Origin of the sequence: Paraprevotella clara YIT 11840 (assembly GCF_000233955.1) — a bacterium.
GTDB classification, from domain to species: Bacteria; Bacteroidota; Bacteroidia; order Bacteroidales; family Bacteroidaceae; genus Paraprevotella; species Paraprevotella clara.
Genome location: NZ_JH376599.1, coordinates 1 through 2,261, shown reverse-complemented (window position 1 = coordinate 2,261; position 2,261 = coordinate 1). Strand labels below are relative to the sequence as shown.

General features: G+C 47.5%; 3 protein-coding genes. 1 reads left to right on the top strand and 2 read right to left on the bottom strand.

The window, feature by feature from the left end; translation table 11 throughout:
- Positions 1 to 62: 62 nt before the first annotated feature.
- Together HMPREF9441_RS08535 and HMPREF9441_RS18620 are read right to left on the bottom strand one after the other, a co-directional pair.
- On the bottom strand, positions 63 to 485 hold the full coding sequence (locus HMPREF9441_RS08535) for a type II toxin-antitoxin system VapC family toxin (RefSeq protein ID WP_008620172.1): 423 nt from the start codon (positions 483 to 485) through the stop codon (positions 63 to 65).
- A gap of 3 nt (positions 486 to 488) precedes the next feature.
- On the bottom strand, positions 489 to 659 hold the full coding sequence (locus HMPREF9441_RS18620; RefSeq protein WP_008620171.1) for a hypothetical protein: 171 nt from the start codon (positions 657 to 659) through the stop codon (positions 489 to 491).
- 424 nt (positions 660 to 1,083) lie between these two features.
- Between HMPREF9441_RS18620 and HMPREF9441_RS08530 the strand changes: the two genes are divergently transcribed.
- Positions 1,084 to 2,250, top strand: coding sequence for a site-specific integrase (locus tag HMPREF9441_RS08530; protein WP_008620166.1), 1,167 nt, complete (start codon positions 1,084 to 1,086; stop codon positions 2,248 to 2,250).
- Positions 2,251 to 2,261: the final 11 nt, after the last annotated feature.

Below are 2,261 nucleotides of genomic sequence, written 5' to 3'. Positions count from 1 at the left end.
CCGTAATCTCTTAGGATTACGGCCGCCGTTCATATTTACGAGCACCATTATGAAACAAAGGACTACTTCTTGTTGAAAATCAAGTCAAGTCCTTGGCTAAGATAGAACCAAAAGCGTGTATCGCTCGATATGAGCGGCAGATGTTCGGTGATGGCGTGGGCGATGATTACGTGGTCGGAAGGGTCTTTATGCCCTTGCGCCTCGTTGGTTTCCAAGTGAGCATAAGTCATCATGTGCTCCTTTTTCAAAGGTAGTATCTTGACATAAAACTCATCTTCAATGGCCGCCACCATTTCTTCTGCCGATTTCCAACGTTTGGAGCACAATCCCTTGTTGCGGTAGGCCACAACAAGTTCACGCACCGATTCCGCACTGATGTAAATCAGAGTGTCCGGCTCTTGTAAAAGTGCGGCTACGTCTTTGCTCAACAGCTCCGTATCAAGTGCCAGATAGACAAAAATGTTGGTGTCGATAAGCACCCTCATACTTTACAACAAGAATGTAGGGTCGTTCACAATCAGACTACCTTTCAGTCTCATAGCCGCCTCCCACGTCTTATTTACTCTCTTCGGAGGATTTTTCCTGTCCGCTTCCAAGATTTCTTCCACCTTACTTTTTTTCTTCGTCGGTTCCATTGCTTTTTCAGTATTTTCTTCCATAGTTACTTTCCTTCCATGGTTACTACTATGGCAAAGATACAAAGAACTCGCAAAAAAACGGCAAAATTTGGATAAATAAAGTAAGTGTTTGGTATTGAGGAGAGTTAAGCCAAATTCTTCTATACCTTTCCAAATCGCTAAAATGCAGGATAATGAAAGGTTAAGAGAAAGATTTGCTACTTATCCGTTGCCTTTTTTAGCCCCGGATAATCCGGCAAAATAACGCTTAACCACCTGCGGTTTTACCGTTCACCATGCAAAGAACCCTATATTTTGCCCGTAAAGATAACCGTTTTTTTCCGTTTTTCATGGAAATACAGGTTATGTTACCGGCATCCGGGGTTTTATTCTTTGTTCCGCTATAATTTTCATAACTGTAAATAACTCTATATCAAGTAATTTTGCAACATAAAAAAATAGAGTTATGAAACAGACGGATGTAACGGTTACGTTCTACCTCAAAAAGAGCGAAATGAATGACGAGGGACATTGCCCGGTCATGGCGAAACTTGCCGTCGGCAAATTTTCAGAAGCGGCTTTTAGTGCGAAAATGTCCGTACCCGTTGCACTGTGGGCATCCGGACGTGCCACGGGTAAAAGTAACGCCGCGCGGGAAATCAACCGGCAACTGGACGATTTGCGAGCTTCAGCCATTTCCATTTATGACGAACTGTCAGCCACCCGTGAGAATGTAACGGCTGAAGAAATAAGGAATCTGTTGTTGGGGACGGCTTTCGGGCAGGAAACCCTGTTGGGTTATTTCCGGACGTTCATCGAACATTTCGAAAAACGTGTCGGCGTGAACCGGGAAAAGGGAACAGCACAATCTTACCGCTATGCTTGTAACTGTGTGGCTGCTTTCATCCAGGAGAAATACAAGTTGTCGGATGTTCCTTTCACGGCCCTGAACCGTTCATTCATCGACAACTATGACCTCTACCTACGCACGGAGCGCCGCTTTGCCCTGGGAACTATCGTGTTGCTTGTCACACGGTTGAACACGATTGTCGGGGAAGCCATCGCGGAAGGGATTATCACTGCCGACCCGTTCGCGGGGTATGAAGCCGAACATCCCGAGCGGGAACAGAAATACCTTACCGCCGCAGAGTTACAACGGCTGATGACCACACCCCTGCACGACCCGAAACTCTACCATATCCGCGACCTGTTCCTCTTCTCCTGCTACACGGGTATCCCTTACGGGGACATGTGCCGCCTGACGACGGAGGATCTGGAAGTGGCCGAGGACGGTGAGGTATGGATCAAGACCGCCCGCAAGAAGACGAAAATCGACTATGAAGTGCCGTTGCTCGACATACCGTTGCTCATCCTCGACAAGTACCGGGATATGGCCCCGGAAGGAAAACTGCTGCCGATGTACAGCAACAACGAACTCAACCGGACACTGAAACGTATTGCCGCCATTTGCGGAATTGAACGGAAGCTCGTCTTTCACTGCGGACGCCATACCTACGCCACCGAGATCACGCTTTCGCATGGTGTCCCGCTTGAAACCGTCAGTAAAATGCTGGGGCATAGCCGCATTTCCACGACGCAGATTTACGCCAGTGCGCCCAGAATGGTCGCTTAATAAATACTTCT